The 19422-nt window shown below is 28.2% G+C and carries 20 protein-coding genes and 3 pseudogenes; 18 read left to right on the top strand and 5 right to left on the bottom strand.

The window, feature by feature from the left end; translation table 11 throughout:
• Positions 1 to 184 precede the first annotated feature (184 nt).
• Together blaI and blaR1 are read right to left on the bottom strand one after the other, a co-directional pair.
• Positions 185 to 565 carry a penicillinase repressor BlaI gene (blaI, locus tag IDG63_RS13130; RefSeq protein ID WP_001284653.1) on the bottom strand — a complete coding sequence of 127 codons (381 nt, stop codon included), beginning with the start codon at positions 563 to 565 and terminating at the stop codon, positions 185 to 187.
• Positions 555 to 2312, bottom strand: a complete 1758-nt coding sequence (gene blaR1 / locus IDG63_RS13125) for a beta-lactam sensor/signal transducer BlaR1 (protein WP_001096385.1) — start codon at positions 2310 to 2312, stop codon at positions 555 to 557. Before blaR1 ends, blaI begins: the two co-directional genes overlap by 11 nt.
• Positions 2313 to 2418: 106 nt before the next feature.
• On the opposite strand from blaR1, the gene blaZ reads away from it, so the two are divergent.
• The 8 genes and pseudogenes from blaZ to IDG63_RS14755 all read left to right on the top strand — a co-directional run bounded on the left by blaZ (position 2419) and on the right by IDG63_RS14755 (position 9416).
• Positions 2419 to 3264 (top strand): penicillin-hydrolyzing class A beta-lactamase BlaZ, encoded by an 846-nt coding sequence (gene blaZ, locus IDG63_RS13120; RefSeq protein WP_000733289.1) that lies wholly within the window; start codon positions 2419 to 2421, stop codon positions 3262 to 3264.
• A gap of 368 nt (positions 3265 to 3632) precedes the next feature.
• Complete coding sequence (locus tag IDG63_RS13115; protein ID WP_086095874.1) at positions 3633 to 4241, top strand: recombinase family protein; 609 nt, start codon at positions 3633 to 3635, stop codon at positions 4239 to 4241.
• Between the two features lie 413 nt (positions 4242 to 4654).
• Entirely contained in the window at positions 4655 to 4948 is a 294-nt protein-coding gene (locus IDG63_RS13110; RefSeq protein WP_000726502.1) for a lactococcin 972 family bacteriocin, read from the top strand.
• Between the two features lie 74 nt (positions 4949 to 5022).
• The gene (locus tag IDG63_RS13105) at positions 5023 to 6957 is read left to right on the top strand and encodes a bacteriocin-associated integral membrane family protein (RefSeq protein WP_000713729.1); all 1935 of its coding nucleotides are present in this window, start codon (positions 5023 to 5025) and stop codon (positions 6955 to 6957) included.
• A 3-nt stretch (positions 6958 to 6960) separates the two neighbouring features.
• Positions 6961 to 7272 (top strand): YxeA family protein, encoded by a 312-nt coding sequence (locus tag IDG63_RS13100; RefSeq protein ID WP_000831610.1) that lies wholly within the window; start codon positions 6961 to 6963, stop codon positions 7270 to 7272.
• Between the two features lie 11 nt (positions 7273 to 7283).
• Entirely contained in the window at positions 7284 to 7910 is a 627-nt protein-coding gene (locus IDG63_RS13095) for an ABC transporter ATP-binding protein (protein ID WP_000593103.1), read from the top strand.
• A gap of 237 nt (positions 7911 to 8147) precedes the next feature.
• Positions 8148 to 8777 (top strand): annotated as a pseudogene (gene mobV / locus IDG63_RS14760) (MobV family relaxase).
• Between the two features lie 93 nt (positions 8778 to 8870).
• Positions 8871 to 9416, top strand: a complete 546-nt coding sequence (locus IDG63_RS14755; protein WP_000273005.1) for a hypothetical protein — start codon at positions 8871 to 8873, stop codon at positions 9414 to 9416.
• Between the two features lie 41 nt (positions 9417 to 9457).
• Here IDG63_RS14755 and IDG63_RS13085 read toward each other — a convergent pair whose 3' ends face one another.
• Positions 9458 to 9742: a hypothetical protein gene (locus IDG63_RS13085; protein ID WP_001793642.1), complete on the bottom strand. Its 285-nt coding sequence runs from the start codon at positions 9740 to 9742 to the stop codon at positions 9458 to 9460.
• A gap of 57 nt (positions 9743 to 9799) precedes the next feature.
• On the opposite strand from IDG63_RS13085, the gene IDG63_RS13080 reads away from it, so the two are divergent.
• Together IDG63_RS13080 and IDG63_RS13075 are read left to right on the top strand one after the other, a co-directional pair.
• Positions 9800 to 10660, top strand: a complete 861-nt coding sequence (locus IDG63_RS13080; RefSeq protein WP_000145511.1) for a replication initiation protein — start codon at positions 9800 to 9802, stop codon at positions 10658 to 10660.
• Positions 10661 to 10746: 86 nt separating this feature from the next.
• On the top strand, positions 10747 to 11088 hold the full coding sequence (locus IDG63_RS13075; RefSeq protein WP_000761341.1) for a helix-turn-helix domain-containing protein: 342 nt from the start codon (positions 10747 to 10749) through the stop codon (positions 11086 to 11088).
• 238 nt (positions 11089 to 11326) lie between these two features.
• On the opposite strand, the gene IDG63_RS13070 is transcribed toward IDG63_RS13075, so the two are convergent.
• Entirely contained in the window at positions 11327 to 11398 is a 72-nt protein-coding gene (locus tag IDG63_RS13070) for a type I toxin-antitoxin system Fst family toxin (protein WP_106873653.1), read from the bottom strand.
• A gap of 148 nt (positions 11399 to 11546) precedes the next feature.
• On the opposite strand from IDG63_RS13070, the gene IDG63_RS13065 reads away from it, so the two are divergent.
• Entirely contained in the window at positions 11547 to 11732 is a 186-nt protein-coding gene (locus IDG63_RS13065; RefSeq protein WP_000466619.1) for a hypothetical protein, read from the top strand.
• Positions 11733 to 11954: 222 nt separating this feature from the next.
• Here the strand turns inward: IDG63_RS13065 and IDG63_RS13060 are convergent, their stop codons facing one another.
• Positions 11955 to 12722 (bottom strand): DUF536 domain-containing protein, encoded by a 768-nt coding sequence (locus IDG63_RS13060; protein WP_001829872.1) that lies wholly within the window; start codon positions 12720 to 12722, stop codon positions 11955 to 11957.
• A gap of 439 nt (positions 12723 to 13161) precedes the next feature.
• Between IDG63_RS13060 and IDG63_RS13055 the strand changes: the two genes are divergently transcribed.
• From IDG63_RS13055 to IDG63_RS13025, 7 genes and pseudogenes are all read left to right on the top strand, one after another.
• Positions 13162 to 14097, top strand: coding sequence for a replication initiator protein A (locus IDG63_RS13055; RefSeq protein ID WP_001829877.1), 936 nt, complete (start codon positions 13162 to 13164; stop codon positions 14095 to 14097).
• A gap of 1845 nt (positions 14098 to 15942) precedes the next feature.
• Positions 15943 to 16479 (top strand): helix-turn-helix domain-containing protein, encoded by a 537-nt coding sequence (locus tag IDG63_RS13050; RefSeq protein ID WP_001829875.1) that lies wholly within the window; start codon positions 15943 to 15945, stop codon positions 16477 to 16479.
• Between the two features lie 153 nt (positions 16480 to 16632).
• The gene (locus tag IDG63_RS13045; RefSeq protein ID WP_014287283.1) at positions 16633 to 16728 is read left to right on the top strand and encodes a type I toxin-antitoxin system Fst family toxin; all 96 of its coding nucleotides are present in this window, start codon (positions 16633 to 16635) and stop codon (positions 16726 to 16728) included.
• A 334-nt stretch (positions 16729 to 17062) separates the two neighbouring features.
• Positions 17063 to 17422 (top strand): hypothetical protein, encoded by a 360-nt coding sequence (locus tag IDG63_RS13040; protein WP_031774055.1) that lies wholly within the window; start codon positions 17063 to 17065, stop codon positions 17420 to 17422.
• 105 nt (positions 17423 to 17527) lie between these two features.
• Positions 17528 to 18079, top strand: a pseudogene (locus IDG63_RS13035) (protein rep); the annotation flags it as partial.
• 168 nt (positions 18080 to 18247) lie between these two features.
• Entirely contained in the window at positions 18248 to 19009 is a 762-nt protein-coding gene (aadD1, locus tag IDG63_RS13030) for an aminoglycoside O-nucleotidyltransferase ANT(4')-Ia (RefSeq protein ID WP_001014230.1), read from the top strand.
• Positions 19010 to 19288: 279 nt separating this feature from the next.
• A pseudogene (locus tag IDG63_RS13025) lies at positions 19289 to 19422 on the top strand (IS6 family transposase); the annotation flags it as partial.

Here is a 19422-nt window from a genome sequence, read left to right as displayed (position 1 = left end):
GTTTTTGAACACATAATCCTATGTAATTCTTACTTATTTAGACATAAAAGAAGAGTGTACAGAAAATGGTTATTTTCTGTACACTCTCATCTTTAATAATATATTTTAAATGTCATTAACAAAACTAATTTAATAAGAGTCAAGCATAGTTTACATATGTATTATGTTTGAAACATACCTCTAATTACTTTTTACTAATATCATTTAAAATATCTCGCAATTCTTCAATTTCTTTGTTATTTAATTCTTCATTTTTCGCAAAATTCAACACTAAACTTTTCATATCCCCTCCATACAGTTTATTAAGAAAGGTTTTAGCAGTTTTCATTTTAATATCGTCTTCTTTAATATTTGATGAGTAAAAATAAATATTTTCTGATTTGTATCGTTTTATAATCTCTTTTTTATATAGTCTTGTGATTAATGTTCTAATCGTTTTATCACTAACTTCTTTATATTTTTGAATTTCAACTACAATTTCATTAGCTGATACTGATTTTTTATCCCATATTATATTCATAACATCCCATTCAGCCATAGATATTTCAACTTGCTTATTGGCCATTTAAAACACCCATTCCTTTTAATATTTTTTCACTTATTAATTCAGCATTTTTCCCAGACGGGTTTCCATCTGATAAATGTGTAGCAAAATAATACTTATCATGATTTGTAATTACGTAACCTACAAACCACCCATTATTATACTTCCCGTTTACTATACCTGTACCTGTTTTCCCATACAGTTCATACTTTTCATTTTTCTTAATCAATAATGAAGAAGATAATTGATTCTTTGCTTTTTTACTAAAATGGTTATTTTGTTCCATCATATTTTTAAAAACTATTACTTGTTCAAGATTAGATATTTTCAAACTATCTTCCATCCAATAGCTTTTATAACTTCCCAAATTTTCATTACCATAATTTAATTGCTTGAGTTGAGCCGCAGTATAGTTCTTTGGTATTTGATTACTAATACGTTCGAAGTACCAATTAACTGAATTTTGCATTGCTGTATTTAAATCTTGTTCCTTATTCCAAGACTCGAAAAGATAATGTTTATGATTCCATGACATACGTGAATTTTTATCACTTATAATATGACGGTCAAGTCCAAACAGTGCTAAATAAATTTTGTAAGTTGAATCAGGAGAATATCTTTTTCTACTTTCTTTTTCATTATAAATATAGTATTTGTCTTTCTTCATGCTGTACATAACGAAAGATCCACTATTTGAACCAAAATTTTTACTTTCATCTAAAATTTGGTAATCGCTTTGTAAGGGCTTTTTATAATTATAATCAGTTAAGGATTGCCCCATTAAAAACTGGCTTTGAATTATCATGATAAAAAAAGTAAAAATACAAATAAAAATTAGAATTAATTTTGACTGCTTTTTCAGATCGGCTTCTTTTATATTAATTAATCTATTTTTGAGTAATGATTTTTTACCATTAAATGAATGGCTTAATATATTTTTGTTGAAAAATGAGGTTTTTAATACGGAGTCCATAATAGATTCCGCATAAGTTTTAAATTCATTTTTGTTAATATTATTAAGGACAAATCTATCGGCTTCTACTTCATTGTCATGAATTATCTTTCTTTTTACAATATGTACTAATGGATTGTAACTCATAATAATAGAGAAGATATTAAAGATAATTAAATGTAAAGTATCTCTATTTTTAGCATGAGCATATTCATGCAGTATTATATATTTTAGTCTTTTATCAATTACACTTTTAAAATATGAACTAGGAATCAAAATAATATATTTCCCATACCAAAAAGTTATTGGAGATTGAATAGCCTCTGCTTTTCGAATCACAATATTTTTTTTATATTGATGGTTGAAAAGTATCGTATCTATTTTATTTTTTTCATTTTCGTTTAGATAAAGTGACTGTTTCTTTAAATATTTAAGATATAATAAGGCTTTCAAAAATTTAAAACTTAAAATAATAACTAAAACTATCCAAATAACTGTGCAGATATTATCAATTGAATCCCAATTAAACTTATGGATATCTGTTGCGAACTCTTGAACAGGTTTGGTGGTAATTATGTTATGGTTCAAGTCGTGTGACTTACTTTCAACTGTGGGCGCTTGATTATTCACATTATTAAATTTTATAAAAGAGAATTTAATTGGGATAAAAGGAATTAATCCAGCAAGCACAGTTAGATACCAAACTTTATAATTTAAACTATAATTAAAATAGCGTTTTAATATGTACCTAAAAAATACTAACAATAGAAATATAAAACAAAAGCTTACTACACTCATTATTAGTAATTTAGCCATTTTGACACCTTCTTTCAAATATTTATAATAAACAATTGACATCAATATTACAATTGTAATATTATTGTTTTGTAAAAATTACAACTGTAATATCGGAGGGTTTATTTTGAAAAAGTTAATATTTTTAATTGTAATGGCTTTAGTTTTAAGTGCATGTAATTCAAACAGTTCACATGCCAAAGAGTTAAATGATTTAGAAAAAAAATATAATGCTCATATTGGTGTTTATGCTTTAGATACTAAAAGTGGTAAGGAAGTAAAATTTAATTCAGATAAGAGATTTGCCTATGCTTCGACTTCAAAAGCGATAAATAGTGCTATTTTGTTAGAACAAGTACCTTATAATAAGTTAAATAAAAAAGTACATATTAACAAAGATGATATAGTTGCTTATTCTCCTATTTTAGAAAAATATGTAGGAAAAGACATCACTTTAAAAGAACTTATTGAGGCTTCAATGACATATAGTGATAATACAGCAAACAATAAAATTATAAAAGAAATCGGTGGAATCAAAAAAGTTAAACAACGTCTAAAAGAACTAGGAGATAAAGTAACAAATCCAGTTAGATATGAGATAGAATTAAATTACTATTCGCCAAAGAGCAAAAAAGATACTTCAACGCCTGCTGCTTTCGGCAAGACTTTAAATAAACTTATCGCAAATGGAAAATTAAGCAAAAAAAATAAAAATTTCTTACTTGATTTAATGTTTAATAATAAAAACGGAGACACTTTAATTAAAGATGGTGTTCCAAAAGACTATAAGGTTGCTGATAAAAGTGGTCAAGCAATAACATATGCTTCTAGAAATGATGTTGCTTTTGTTTATCCTAAGGGCCAATCTGAACCTATTGTTTTAGTCATTTTTACGAATAAAGACAATAAAAGTGATAAGCCAAATGATAAGTTGATAAGTGAAACCGCCAAGAGTGTAATGAAGGAATTTTAATATTCTAAATGCATAATAAATACTGATAACATCTTATAGTTTGTATTATATTTTCTATTATCGTTGACATGTATAATTTTGATATCAAAACCTGATTTTCCCTTTATTATTTTCGAGATTTATTTTCTTAATTCTCTTTAACAAACTAGAAATATTGTATATACAAAAAATCATAAATAATAGATGAATAGTTTAATTATAGGTGTTCATCAATCGAAAAAGCAACGTATCTTATTTAAAGTGCGTTGCTTTTTTCTCATTTATAAGGTTAAATAATTCTCATATATCAAGCAAAGTGACATAATTGTTGAATTTATAGTAACTGAAACGTATGATTAGGGTGTATATTAATTATGAGATGGAAATCAATGATTGTTGGCTATGCGAGAGTATCATCGAACGATCAAAATTTAGAAAGACAACTTGAAAATTTAAAGACGTTTTGTGCTGAAAAAATATTTACAGAAAAACAGTCTGGGAAATCTATTGAAAATAGACCAGTACTTCAAGAAGCACTTAACTTTTTGAGGATGGGAGATCGGTTTGTAGTAGAATCCATTGATTGTTTAGGTCGTAATTATGATGAAGTGATTCATACCGTTAATTATTTAAAAGACAAAGAAGTACAATTAATGATTACTAGCTTACCTATGATGAATGAAGTGGTTGGCAATCCATTACTGGATAAGTTTATGAAAGATTTAATTATTCAAATATTAGCAATGGTTTCAGAACAAGAGAGAAATGAAAGTAAACGTCGACAAGCGCAAGGAATTCAAGTTGCGAAGGAAAAAGGCGTATATAAAGGGCGCCCCTTACTTTATTCACCAAATGCTAAAGATCCACAGAAACGTATTATTTATCATCGCGTTGTAGAAATGTTAGAAGAAGGCCAATCAATTAGTAAAATTACGAAAGAAGTAAATATAACAAGGCAGACGATTTACAGAATTAAAAACGATAATGATTTGATTTAATAAACTTTGTTTCAATGCAACTGAGAGCTTCTCACAGCGTCTCAAAACAGATGATTATAATCTATTATGAGTTTTTAATAATAAGACAAGAAAAGAGAGCGTAAATATGCTCTCTCTTTTTCTCATTAACGAATGTTTATAACGCAATCATGATGAGAGTATTAATACAGTTAATTATTTGAAATACTTTAGTTTATATAATGTTGAATTATAGGTAGTGAAATTGTATTTATTATACATTGTCATATCGTTGTTTAATGATAGTTAATTTAAGGATAATAGAATTAATATTATATATAGATGAACAAAACAAGCAACAGAGCAGAAAAAACACTTTTAGATTATTTTTACTCACTCTCTATTTTATTTATTTTTGCTATAATAAATAAAGAATATTAAATGGAGGTGTTTTTATGAAAAAGAAATTTGTTTCTAGTTGTATTGCTAGTACAATCTTATTCGGCACTTTATTAGGTGTAACTTATAAAGCTGAAGCTGCAACAGTACATGTAGCTGGTGGTGTTTGGAGCCATGGTATTGGAAAACATTACGTATGGTCTTATTATAGTCACAATAAAAGAAATCATGGTTCAACAGCAGTAGGGAAATATTCATCTTTTAGTGGTGTTGCTCGACCTGGTGTTCAATCTAAGGCATCTGCTCCAAAGGCTTGGGGTGGAAACAAAACATTTTATAGTCTTCACTAATTACATATATTAATTAAGGAGAATAGACAGAATTAAGTAAACTTAATTCTGTCTATTCTCTTGAAAGAGGCAATATGAAAAAATTCAAATTATTTTTAGATTTTAGTACTTTATTATTAATTTCAGGGCTATTATTTTTATTTTTCTTCAAAGAAAATGAAGAAATTATACCTGAAAGTTCCAATATTTTAACAATCTCTAATTGGGATAAATCTAACAGTAAATCAAAAGTGTTAGATGTCATTGAATCAGGCGCCAAAAATCAAAATATACAAATAATTAAATCCGTTAAAGATTTTGATAATAAAAAAGAATTTTTTGTTTTCAACTCAAAACGAAATAATTCTGACTTTATACGTAATAAAACATCACTTTTAACTCCATCAGATTTATTAAACAGAGAGATAAAAGGAAAGTATTATATTATTGGTGAACATTTCAATGTAGAAGAGCTTACGAGTGAATTAAAAAAAGCTGGTTTAACATCTGAAGTTGAATACATAAATAGAAACATATTATTTTTTGAATTAGTCATAGATAATGATTTATTAGTGCCTTTCATATTCTTAGGCGTATTATATCTTTTGTACTTCTTATATGACAGAGGATATAATTTGAAATTTTATGCTATTCAAAAGCTACATGGCTTTTCAACTACACGCATTATTTTTCATAATATTCATATAAAAATCATTTATTGGCTAGTACTTACCGCTATTTTCTTTATTGCTAATATATTAATCATTCATATAGCCAATTTAGAATTGGATTTCTTAATGTTTATTCGTAGATTTATCGTGTTGCTTTTTGTTTTTGCTTGTATTACTACATTGCTGTGGCTGATTTCGTATAGTCTTCTTTTGAAGTTAAGTATTCCATTAATCTTAAAAGGGAAAAAAGGATATAAGTTTTCAATATTTATGGGTACCTTCACCAAATGTATCATGGTGCTAATACTATCTTTTTTACTGGCACAAAATTTAAATGCTTATACGAAGTTAAAGAATATATATGACTCTGAAAAAATCTGGCAAAAGTTAGATAATTACTATACATTAGAGATTTCTCCTAATATTAGAAATTCAGAAGAAAAACAAATTTTAGAAACTAATATATACAATTTAATTAAGAAAAGCGAACAACTTGGTGGATTGCTTTTAAAGAATAATAATATAGCCAATCCCGATAAAAACAATTACATTCCTGAAAATGGCAATGTCTTTTTTATCAATAACAATTTTCTGAATTTCTATAAAAATATAAATCATGATTTTAAAATGATTGACAATCATTCGGATAAAATAAACGTGTTTATTCCTCCAAGGTTACAATATCAAAAATCTGAAATTCAAAAAAATCACCAAGGATGGATTGACTTTCAAAAGCAACAAAACAAAAAAGTAGATGTGCAAGTACTGTCAAAAAACGTATCTGTTTTTTCTTTTGATCGCACAACTAATTTGAAATTTGGGTATCTAGATTCTCCAATAGTAATGTTGTTGACACTTGACGATTTAACAGGAGATTTTTATTTAGCTGCTGTTTCTCAAGGTGGATATCTATTTAAAGATTTAGATACACTTAAACAGTTGCTTAAAGATAATCACCTAGAAGAAGAAATTAGCGGTATAACTAATTACAAGGATTCTGTGTTAAATGAATTAAATGAAACGAAAACAAAAATGATAATAACAATAGTTACTATTATTATTAACGTTTTCATTCTTTTGATAGCTACTGTATTTGAAACAATTCAATATTTTAGCTGGAATAAAAAGCAACTATTATTAAGAAAAATTCATGGTTATTCATTATTCAGCAGTAATGTACGTTATTTAACAATTTCTATCTTACTTTCTATTATGTTAGCTTACACTACGCATATTTTATTTGGTTCAAAGATATTACTATTCATAATAATGTCTATTGCTATTATTCAACATTTACTTCAAATTGCTTATATTAAATATCTTGAAAAATACTTTAAAGATTTAATGAGGGAGATTTAAACAATGAAAAGAACTTTAATTATTGTAACAATTGTACTATTAATCATCATACTTAGTCTGTTATTGGTTAGAAATGAGCATTTAGATCGTTTTAACCCACTGTTAAAAGAAAAAGTATCTTATGCCAAAGTTCCAAAAGATACCCAGGACTATAGAAATATAACTGTATACTCTAAAAATGGAGAAAAAAAGAGTTATAAATTGGATTTTTTAGGTTATGATCCTACAAAAGAATATGTGAAAGTAAATCATAAAGGGAAATATGTGCGTTCGATAGAATACATTACAAAAGATATTCCTAGCTTTTTAAAATGAGGTGACCGATAGTGATAAAACTTGAAAATGTTTTTGTAAAAAAAGGTAATAAAAACATTTTAGACGGATGTAACTTTAATTTTGAAAAAGGAAAATCATATGCTTTAGTTGGAGAAAGTGGCGCTGGAAAATCTACTTTACTTAACATAATCGCTGGGTTCGAAGATGTATCACAAGGAAGCATATATATTGAAGATAAGTTACTAAAAAAGAAAGTCGATTTTTATAGATATACGTTAGGGTATTTGTTTCAAAATTTTGCTTTACTTGAAAATCAAACAATCAGTCAAAATTTAGATTTAGCCTTAAAGTTCAAAAAGAATAAAAAAGATAATATGAACTTAAAGAAAGAAGTATTAAAAAAGGTCGGCCTAGATTTAGATATCAAGAGAATTGTTAGTTCTCTAAGCGGTGGTGAACAACAAAGAGTAGCATTGGCAAGATTAATATTAAAAGATCCGAAAATCATTTTAGCTGATGAACCTACTGGGTCACTAGATACGAAAAATGGAAAAATAGTTATTGATTTATTATTGAAGCTACTTGATGAAAATAAAACTATGATTGTCGTAACGCATGATTTAGAGCTTGCGAAACGATTTGATGTCATAGTCAATATTTCTGAGCTTAGAAGTTAAGAAATATTGATAGGTATAGCCATACATAGAGAAAAAACAATATGAAATATGATTAGTCATTACTTTTGAGTTTTTTAATTTAAGGACTGGATTTTCCAGTCCTTTTTTATGATGACAAAAAACAAGCCTCGCAGAGCACACGTTTTTAATGACTTATTTGGTTTTTAATAAGTCTAGTATGTTAAAACTTTTCTGTGTTTAGGTGTTATAATCATATGCAGTGGAAGTTGATTTATTATGTCTTATTCAATTATTCGAGTTGTTAAAGTGAAATCAAAAACAAATACAAGAGGTATTCAAAGACATATTCAAAGAGAAAATAAAAATTATGAAAATATAGATATTGATTTAAGTAAGTCATATTTAAACTATGATTTAGTCAATGATACTAAGTTTGATTTTAATAAAAAAATTGATGAGAAAATCGAAAAAAATTATAAAGGGAAACGCAAAATTAGAACAGATGCCATTAAACATATTGATGGATTAATTACATCAGATAATGTGTTTTTTAATCAATTATCTGAAGAAGAGACAAAATAGTTTTTTAAGCATGCTAAAGCGTTCTTGGAAGAAGAATACGGTAAAGAAAATCTTTTATATGCGACAGTACATATGGATGAGATAACACCACATATGCATTATGGCGTAGTTCCTATTACTAAAGATGGACGTTTAAGTGCGAAAGAAGTTGTAGGTAATAAAAAAGCATTAACCGAATTCCAAGATAGATTCAATACGTATATTAATAAGCAAGGCTATGATTTAAAACGAGGAATTTCTAGACAACTTACAAAAGAAAAACATGATCAAGTTAGCCGTTATAAACAAAAAACAGAATATCATAAACAAATGCATATGCGCTAGAAGCAAATAGAGGATTATTTAAAGCAAGAAAATGATAAATTGATACAAAACTACCAAAAATCATTAGATACGCTTAAAAAGCTTCTGAGTGTCATGTATGAAATTAAAACTAAAAATGTAGGTGGATGGTTTCATAAAGAGAAGCAAGAAACAGGCAATATTGTAATTACTAAAACTGATTTTGAAAAATACACTAAACAAATTAAAGCAGCACAGATGATATTAGATGATTATGAATGTATTAAAAGTGGGAAGTCATTAAAAAAAGCAGAGAAACAAAATGAAAGTTTAGTTAATGAATTGACTAGTGTCCATATGGAAAATGAAAAGCTGGTTGAAGAATTTAATGATTTAGCACAACGTTATAATTATTTGTTGTCAGAGAATGAAAAGAAAGATAAAGAACTAAATTATACGCTTAAGTTATTCAATCAAGTTTTTAAAATCATTAAAAGTATGATGAAAGAAGAGCGTTATCATACACTAATAAATCATATTGATAATCATTTAGACAATTCTAAAATACGTGAAGTAATGACGATAGATAACAATGATGAACAGTTCTTTAAGAAGAAATATCAAGCACAAGAACGAGAAATCATTTTTAAAGAAGATAGAGAAGATGGTTATACATTATAAAAATAGATATTTAAATGCATTTGTTTGAGGTTAATTATTTTTTAGGATGAAAAATAGGTAGCCCCCCTCGAACTTTTTAATATATTTTTATAAATCTTTTTAAAAACCTTTTTAGGGGCTTGTTCAGCCCTAGAGCAACAAGGGATTTCAATGCCTAAAGGAGTGTTTTTGCCACATAAAAGGAGTGTTTTTGCCACATAAAAGGAGTGTTTTTGCCACATAAAAGGAGTGTTTTTGCCACATAAAAGGAGTGTTTTAAAAAGTTGTACTCCTTTTATGGTTTGACATTGATAATAAAGTAGTTTATTGTGAATAAAAGTTTTCAAATGGGAGTGTATATTCAAACGATACTCCTTTAGGTTCGTAATAAAGGGGGCTGTATCATGACAGGAGAGACAGTTGTATATAAAAATGAAATGAATTTAGTTCCATTAAGGCGATTTACAGCTACTGAAATTAATTTATTTTTTGCGATGTGTAATAAATTAAAAGAGCAAGATACTAATACATTACGTTTGTCTTTTGATGAATTAAAAAAATTAAGTAATTATAGTCCAGAAACACGTAATATTAATAGATTTGCTAATGATTTAGATAATGTGTATAAAAAGATGTTGAATTTAACCATTAGATATGAAGATGATGATGTAATAGAAAGATTCGTTTTATTCAATCATTATAGAATCCATAAGCGAGAACAATATCTAGAAATATCAACTTCTTCAAATTTAAAACACATATTGAATTCAATTACTAATAATTTTACAAAATTTGAATTAAAAGAAATGACTAGGCTTAAATCTACATATTCTAAAAATATGTTTAGATTACTTAAACAATACAAACATACAGGCTATTTAAAAATTCACATCGATGATTTTAAAAATCGTTTAGATATACCTAAATCTTATCGTATGACTGATATTAACAAAAATGTTTTTAAACCTATTATTATTGAATTAGGTTCTATATTTAATAATCTTACTATCAATAAAATCAAAGCGAAAAAAGGGCGTAAAATTGAATGGATAGAGTTCACATTTGACGCTGAGAAACGCATTCATAACAAACGACAACCTCAAATGTCCAAGATAGATAAATCAAGACAATATGTGAGGCGTGAAAAGACGCCTAAATGGTTAGAAGAACGGTCATATGAAAAGCAACCTCAAAAAGATTACGACCCACAATTAGAGAAAGAACGAGAGGATTTTTTAAAACAACTTGAACTGAATTGGGAATAACGCAACTTTTCGTTGCGAGTTGGTTAACTAAAAGTATCGTGACTTTTCAATTATTTTAATTATAGTTTGAGTTAAGGAGTGATTTTATGAAATTAGCTGAAGCTATAAAAGAACAGAGAGAATTAAAAGGATGGTCTCAAGAGGAATTAGCCAATATATTAAAGGTTTCCAGACAAAGTGTTTCTAAATGGGAAAGTGCCAAAAACTATCCTTCCTTAGATATTTTGATTGCTATGAGCGATTTATTCGGAATCTCTTTAGAGCACTTAATTAAAGGAGATGCACGTTTTAAAAAAGTTATTTTAGAGGGAAATTATAGAGAGAGTAACAGGGTACCTTCCATAGTTGATTTTCTTTATGATTTTTGGTGGCTTTTCTTTCCTGTTGCCGGATTTTTAGTTTGGGCCATTCATTCGTTCATGGGTTGATTTTAAAATCAAAATTTAATGCACATCAGGCAATATGAAAAAGGAAAGTATTTTTACGACACCTTGAAATGTATTGATAAGAATAGAAGAGTTTACAAAAGGCAATATGAAATATATACTAAAAGTAACAAGAATTTCGTTTGTAAACGCACAAAACCCCGAACTATTCGCCGTAGTTCGGGGTTTTTTGGTGAATTGGCTTTAATCGTCTATATTATTTTTTATCACGTTTATGGAGCTAATAACCAAATAACGTAACGAGACAACCACTGATTGCCGTTGTCATGATGTGAACAAGAATTTCATTCATAAATCGCACCTCCTCTCTACGCCGAATTGACATCTGAGAGATAGACGACCTTCACATTATAACAAATCTCTCCTTCCATGAAATAACATGAATATTAATAAATGTTGTTATATATTAAAGATAAATAAATATAAGGGTGGGATTGATAATGTTTGGCGATCAAAGACAAGAAGCTACAAAATATGTCATTAAAGAAGGTTATCAAGATATTTATTTCCTCAACAAAAACGGGGAATGGTATTATTTCGAAGTAAGAAGTGTCTGGCGTGGCAAACATATTATTAGAGTTAAAGATGGTTTGTTAGGTTGGAGAAAAGAAATAGTAACTGAATAAAGATACAAAATACTTGCCAATGCAAAAGAATGAAAACGCGTCAAATCAACGATGTATAAAAGATGCATAAAAGATAATGAAAGTAAAAAGCCATAAATGCCGTCATATAGGCATTTATGGCTTTTTGTTTGGTTAACATAATCGATGATTATCAGAAGTTTCATCACTATAAAAGGTGTATCAAAGATTTATACTCCCTTGATACACCTTTTACATTCATTTTTAATTACCGAAGAATCGACTCCAAAATCCCTTTTTAGGTGGTTCTACCTCCCTATTATCATCAGGATCATTCTTCGTTTCTTCAACGAACTTATCCTCTTTTGTTAATTCACCTTCATCTGTACTGTCATTCTTTTTCTCTTCGGCTATATCCTTGTAATTTACTTCTGTTGGTTGACGCTTTGTTTGTTGTTGGTTGATATTTTGCGATTCTTCAGTAAAAGTTGCTTCTTGCGGATTAATATTTTGTCTATTATTCGTCGCTGTATCAAAAGAATAATTAAGCTGTCTTTCTTCTTCTAATTGACTTTCTAGTTTTTGAATTTTTTTATTGCTTTCTAAAGCTAATATTTGTTGATTCTCCAACAATTTATTTAACGTATTAACATTGCTATTTTGTTGATCTAATTGCTTAGTTAAATTCTCAATATATTTTTCATCATTTTTAGCTCTAGTTTCAAAGATTTCTATTTGCTTTTCTAATTCGTTTACTTTTGTTTTTAATGTCTCAGAACTATTTGAATTATTATATATATTCTTTTCTGATTTTGCAGTATTTTCACCAAACAATTCTTTTTTTACTGATTCTTTATTTTGGATTGTACTCTCTTTCTTAGTAATTTTTTCTATAATTTTCAAATAATCATTATCATCAATATAATTAATCCCATTTTCTTTTTCAAAAGTTATATTTAAACTTTTAGCATTATTAACAATAGTTTGTTTAGTTACACCTAATTCATCAGCAACCATTTTAATAGTTCTCATAACATCCACCCTTAGGTACCTAATTTAGTACCTAAATTTTACCACCTAATGAATTTTATTTCATCAATTACCACTAAATTTACTACATATTTACTACATATGCACCTAATTAGCTACCTATAATATGTTTTTGGAGCTTAATTAGGTACTAAAACAATGAACTACACATTTTGCCATGGCAATGTGCTTTTAACTACATTTAAAACTCTTTATATACTTTCTTAAAAGTGTTAATATTGCTTTATAAATACTAAAAGAGTCAATGCTATTGGCGTAGCATTGACTCTCGGTAATAAAACGATTCGCACTCGTTTGTTTATATATTTTTTGATACTTGTATTATATCTATCTAATCATCTAAGTGCAAGCACAAAACATATAACTTACGTAAAAATTGTTTTATTACCTCAATCCTAAAAATGGAAATGAGGTTTTTATTATGCCCAATTTTGAAAAATACAATTTATCACAAGTAAAAACTGAAAGGTTTTATCAACTACCTAAATATTTATTCGAAGATGCATATTTTAAAAAAATGTCGGCGGAAGCCAAAATTATGTATGCGTTATTAAAAGATCGCTTTGAATTATCCATCCAAAATGAATGGGTAGATAAAAATAATAACATTTACTTTATTTTCAGTAATAAACATTTGTGCGAATACTTAGGTTATGCAGAACAAAAAATTATAAAATTAAAAAAAGAGTTAATAAGTTTTAATTTATTAACTCAAGAACGTGTTGGCCTTAATAAACCAAATAGATTATATTTATTAAAACCTAATTATGACATTAAAGCCAGTCATAGCAAGGAACTTCCAAATTCACAGTTCCAGAACAATGAATTTGGAAGTTCTAGAACTGTGAATTTAAGTGGTCAAGAACTTCCAAATTCACAGTCTAATGATACTGAGAATAATGATACTGATTATATTAAAACTGAGAGTAATGATACGAATGATTTGAATGATAATAAGCTAACTTTTCCTAGTAATCATACAAATCATTCAAATCACAACAATTCAAACTTTAATAATGAAGCTTTAAAATTCCAATTACTCGAAGAACTACCTCAAAGTATTCAAAGGTATTTAAGTAACTTTTCTGTAAATGAAATTAAAATCATCAAACCTGTATTATTAAAAGCCAAGACGTCCTTTAATAATTCTATTGATACATATTACTTATTAGAAGATATGGAAATAGAAATACTTCATGTTCTTAAACGTTTCAAAGCTATGCTTATTCAAAAAAATGAAACCGTTGAAGCCATGCAAGGGTACTTAATGAAATCCCTTAAGTCTGAATTCGCTGAAATGCATACGCTTAATAAACGACGTGATCATTTACCAATCACTTCTTTATTTAATCAATAATGATTCAATTAGAGAGCATCTTTAAATAGATGTTCTCTTTTTTTATTTACAAGTGGTTGCTAAGGCAACCACCTAGATCAAACGAAAGGTAAGGGAGGGGATAACAAAATAAGATCAACACAATATCACAATATAGCATGCTGCTATTAAAGAAAGGAGGAAGAATTATGAGTACTAAGAAAAAGATTAAAGTTACTTTGGCAATGATTAATGTTCTTTTAACTGCAGTCGAACTTTATCTTCAATGGCAATTGAGTAAATCTGAAAATGAACTGTAGTTAAACAAGTAGGTAGGACTAAAACGTTTCTGTTTTAGTCCTATTTTTTCTATAAATGGTTATTATTCATTTGAAAATGGCTCAAACATGTCGCATAAGATGAAAAATAAAATGATCATTTAACGTTGTTTTAACTTTAAAAATTATAAAAATACTAACCGTTTTTATATTCTTTAGCAATCTTTCTTAGTTATAAAAGTAACTTAATAAAATCGTTTTTGTCATTTACTTTGTTAATGATCGGAAAGAAAAGATTGATTTTATCATTCCAAAAAATCAAAATTCAGATTCAATTGATATACATCATAAACAAAAAGTAAGTCGTTAATGTTCAAGACATAAGTCGAATGTAATTTTAAATTTGATTTTTTCTATCCCAAACTGAGTAAAGATATTTACTTAGTTTTCTTTTTTTTTATCTCCAATTATTTTACTAACAATGCTTATTTTGAAAATAAAAATAAGCACTTAAAGTAAAAAGTGAACAAGAGAATAGCCACTTTTGTCTTAAAGCACGTTTTGTTTTTGGAAATATTACAAATATAATAGGATTTTCAAATAGTATTTGACATGAGCATAAGGAAATCCAGTACCACCTTTGGTGGTATTCAGCATAGCTGAAGGATTGTCTTACCGTTCGCTTTGCTTACTTGCTCTTTGAAATTCACTACAAGTGTTGATATAACAACATTTATAGTTAATATTAAATAAAAATTAATCGACATTATAAACCTTAATATTGCATACTATTTACAATTGTTACAAGACCACTTTAAATTGTCTGAATACTATTGTTTTTATTGATTTCATAGGCTTCAGTCGTCGTCAATCCTATAAATAGGATTGATTTTTTTATCCAAATCCTATTAATCCTATTACTTTTAGTATTAATATCAAAAATAAAATCACTCAAAAGTAATCTAAGTAATTCATTCATTTGTTTTACTTTTTGAAATTGACTAAATACTTTTTGCTCAATATCGTATTCAATAATGATCTTATTATTTATTTTTAAGTTCAAAAAAGAAGGGAAAGAATAAAACAATTTCTATACTTTTCTATGCTCGATTTTATTAAAAAGTGACCCGAAATAAAGATCACTTTATCTTTTTATTAAATAGAAAATTAAAAAAACGGAAAAATATATAATAAGATTCATCGAATGATTACTCAAATTTTTGTTTGTGAAATACATTTATATTTATTTGATTCTCATTTGCGTTTTAAGAGCTAACTTAAAATTTCAGTAGCTCTTACTCACTTTTTGGATGATAAAAGTGAAAATAATACCAAAAAATCAAGAAAAGATATTTTAATTATAACGTAGCATTTATGACGAAAAAATTTATTGTTCGTTGAGAAGAACTCTTAACTAAACTTATAGACGAATGTCGGTATAGCGTGAGCTATTAAGCCGACCATTCGACAATTTTAGGGAGCAATTGTGATAAAGTATTAATGTTTTAAACCTGTTACATCATTGATTTCGTTGGGATGTAACAGGTTTGTTTCTTTTAATTTGGATTTGTTGTGAGATTATAAATTTATAAAAAACAAGGAGAAGCTTATGATATCGAATAAATTAAAATCTGCGAGATTAGCAAAGGAATTAACGCAATCTGAGGTAGCTAAAAAATTATACGTTACTAGACAAACTGTTTCTCGATGGGAGCAAGGTAAAACGTTGCCTAATATTTATGTAATTCAAGAATTAAGCGATCTTTATGATATTTCTTTAGATGAATTAGTAGTAAATACAGCATTAGAAAATAAGGAGGCTAAAAGTATGAAAAATGTAAATCCTTTTGCTTTATTTGGAGCGATATTATTTAATGTGTTTTTATTTTCTTTAATAGTTATATTTTTTGGTGGCTTTTTGTTATTATCTTTATTCATTTCTTTAGCTATGTTATTTAGTCCTTTGATTTTAGCAATCTTTGTTTTAACGGGTGTACAAGAGTTTAATGTAATTCAACTAGTTATGACTGTTATTTTCGTTGTTATTGGTTTGTTATCAATTCCTTTATTGAAAAAAGTCAGTGTATTTTTATTTAAATTTTTCAAACGATATTTGAAATTTAATCATAAAGCAATTTTTTATTGAATTTAGAAACGAGTTTCTTTATAAAAGTAAGCAAAGATATAATATAAAATGACTTATCGGAAGTGAATATGCTTATGTATTTACAAATGATATAATAATAGAGTCGCCTATCTCTCAGGCGTCAATTTGACGTAGAGAGGAGGTGCATACGCGATGTCTGAAATCTTTGTGAACATCATGACCACAGCAGCAAGTGGTTGTCTCGTTGCGCTATTTGCGCATTGGCTACGCAAGCGTAATGACGAATAGGCGACTAGTCACACCAAAAAATCCCCTTACTACGGCCATAGTAAGGGGATTTGGTGCATACATGCCTGATAATCTTTGTTAATTACATTGTAACACTATAATTGGTAGGAATGCAAAGTTCATAAAGTTTGAGCGTAAATATTATAATTACGGAGTTATTTTATTTATATCTGTAGTATATATAAATAGGAATAGGGTTAATGATATTTATAAAACATGCATTTTTAATTGATGTTTTAATAACTATACTGATATATGTTATATATTATAAGAATCATTTGATAATAATGTGAGTCAGTAACATTTTTATATGGCTTAGAGAGGAAGTTTTAGAATGAAGAAGATGTTACGTATATCGATTTTCATAATAGTGGTCTCCATATTTATTGTTTTTAAATACTCTTATCAAATTGAGGGAATTCTAGAAGAATATCCAAATATTTTAAAAGCATTTGTAGCATTATTCACTCTCCTTACAACTGTTATCAGTCTTGTTATCGCATATAAATCATATGATAATAGCGTTAAGCAACAAGAAAAAGATAAAGAAGAAAAAAACAAACAGTTCGAAGAAAATAGCGATAGGATTATTAATAGTTTGAAATCTGATTTAGCAAAATATACTAGGAAAATAAATGTTTTTAGATTAGGATATACGAATTCAGGTTCTGTTGCAAACTTGAAAATCATATAATATAGATACAAAGAAATGAAAAATAATAAAATCCAACCGAATAATCTGTTGATATAATAGTATATAATTTACTGCTTTTGCATAACTTTGTATATTAATTTAACTTTGCAACAGAACCAAAAAATTAATAAAAATCTTGTTGGTTTTATGCGTGCAACGGAAGTGACAATAAATAATAAAGATAATTCTTATAATCAGCACATGCATGTATTGGTATGTGTGGAACCAACTTATTTTAAGAATACAGAAAACTACGTGAATCAAAAACAATGGATTCAATTTTGGAAAAAGGCAATGAAATTAGACTATGATCCAAATGTAAAAGTTCAAATGATTCGACCGAAAAATAAATATAAATCGGATATACAATCGGCAATTGACGAAACTGCAAAATATCCTGTAAAGGATACGGATTTTATGACCGATGATGAAGAAAAGAATTTGAAACGTTTGTCTGATTTGGAGGAAGGTTTACACCGTAAAAGGTTAATCTCCTATGGTGGTTTGTTAAAAGAAATACATAAAAAATTAAACCTTGATGACACAGAAGAAGGCGATTTGATTCATACAGATGATGACGAAAAAGCCGATGAAGATGGATTTTCTATTATTGCAATGTGGAATTGGGAACGGAAAAATTATTTTATTAAAGAGTAGTTCAACAAACGGGCCAGTTTGTTGAAGATTAGATGCTATAATTGTTATTAAAAGGATTGAAGGATGCTTAGGAAGACGAGTTATTAATAGCTGAATAAGAACGGTGCTCTCCAAATATTCTTATTTAGAAAAGCAAATCTAAAATTATCTGAAAAGGGAATGAGAATAGTGAATGGACCAATAATAATGACTAGAGAAGAAAGAATGAAGATTGTTCATGAAATTAAGGAACGAATATTGGATAAATATGGGGATGATGTTAAGGCTATTGGTGTTTATGGCTCTCTTGGTCGTCAGACTGATGGGCCCTATTCGGATATTGAGATGATGTGTGTCATGTCAACAGAGGAAGCAGAGTTCAGCCATGAATGGACAACCGGTGAGTGGAAGGTGGAAGTGAATTTTGATAGCGAAGAGATTCTACTAGATTATGCATCTCAGGTGGAATCAGATTGGCCGCTTACACATGGTCAATTTTTCTCTATTTTGCCGATTTATGATTCAGGTGGATACTTAGAGAAAGTGTATCAAACTGCTAAATCGGTAGAAGCCCAAACGTTCCACGATGCGATTTGTGCCCTTATCGTAGAAGAGCTGTTTGAATATGCAGGCAAATGGCGTAATATTCGTGTGCAAGGACCGACAACATTTCTACCATCCTTGACTGTACAGGTAGCAATGGCAGGTGCCATGTTGATTGGTCTGCATCATCGCATCTGTTATACGACGAGCGCTTCGGTCTTAACTGAAGCAGTTAAGCAATCAGATCTTCCTTCAGGTTATGACCATCTGTGCCAGTTCGTAATGTCTGGTCAACTTTCCGACTCTGAGAAACTTCTGGAATCGCTAGAGAATTTCTGGAATGGGATTCAGGAGTGGACAGAACGACACGGATATATAGTGGATGTGTCAAAACGCATACCATTTTGAACGATGACCTCTAATAATTGTTAATCATGTTGGTTACGTATTTATTAACTTCTCCTAGTATTAGTAATTATCATGGCTGTCATGGCGCATTAACGGAATAAAGGGTGTGCTTAAATCGGGCCATTTTGCGTAATAAGAAAAAGGATTAATTATGAGCGAATTGAATTAATAATAAGGTAATAGATTTACATTAGAAAATGAAAGGGGATTTTATGCGTGAGAAGGTTCTGTTGCAAAGTTGAATTTATAATATAATTTTAACAAAAAGGAGTCTTCTGTATGAACCATTTCAGATATAAACAATTTAACAAGGATGTTATCACTGTAGCCGTTGGCTACTATCTAAGATATGCATTGAGCTATCGTGATATATCTGAAATATTAAGAGAACGTGGTGTAAACGTTCATCATTC

This window comes from Staphylococcus sp. EG-SA-14, assembly GCF_017151935.1.
GTDB classification, from domain to species: domain Bacteria; phylum Bacillota; class Bacilli; order Staphylococcales; family Staphylococcaceae; genus Staphylococcus; species Staphylococcus aureus.
Note: the sequence above shows the minus strand (reverse complement) of the source record. Positions and strands in the feature narration are given on the sequence as shown.